Source organism: Bradyrhizobium sp. MI1.7 (genome assembly GCF_055811795.1).
Genome location: NZ_JBVVPO010000292.1, coordinates 1 through 266, shown reverse-complemented (window position 1 = coordinate 266; position 266 = coordinate 1). Strand labels below are relative to the sequence as shown.

The 266-nt window shown below is 42.9% G+C and carries 1 protein-coding gene; it reads right to left on the bottom strand.

What is annotated here, in order from left to right:
• Nucleotides 1–266 (bottom strand): 30S ribosomal protein S3 (gene rpsC, locus AC0L3X_RS47565; RefSeq protein ID WP_473317674.1); only part of this gene is annotated, 266 nt, incomplete at both ends.

Genomic DNA, 266 nt, shown 5'->3' with positions numbered 1-266 from the left:
ATCAATATCCATACGGAAAGTATGTAATGGCGTGCGGCCTGGTTTGAATTCTTCGCTACGGGCAATTTCAGCACCACCTAAACGACCGCTTAATTTCACTTTAATACCTTCTGCACCCATACGCAAGGTAGAGGCAATAGCCATTTTAGTAGCACGTTTAAAGTTGATGCGGTTTTCGATTTGGCGAGCAATCGTATCTCCTACAATCGTTGCATCCAATTCTGGTCTGCGGATTTCGAGGATATTGATTTGAACATCTTCTTTAC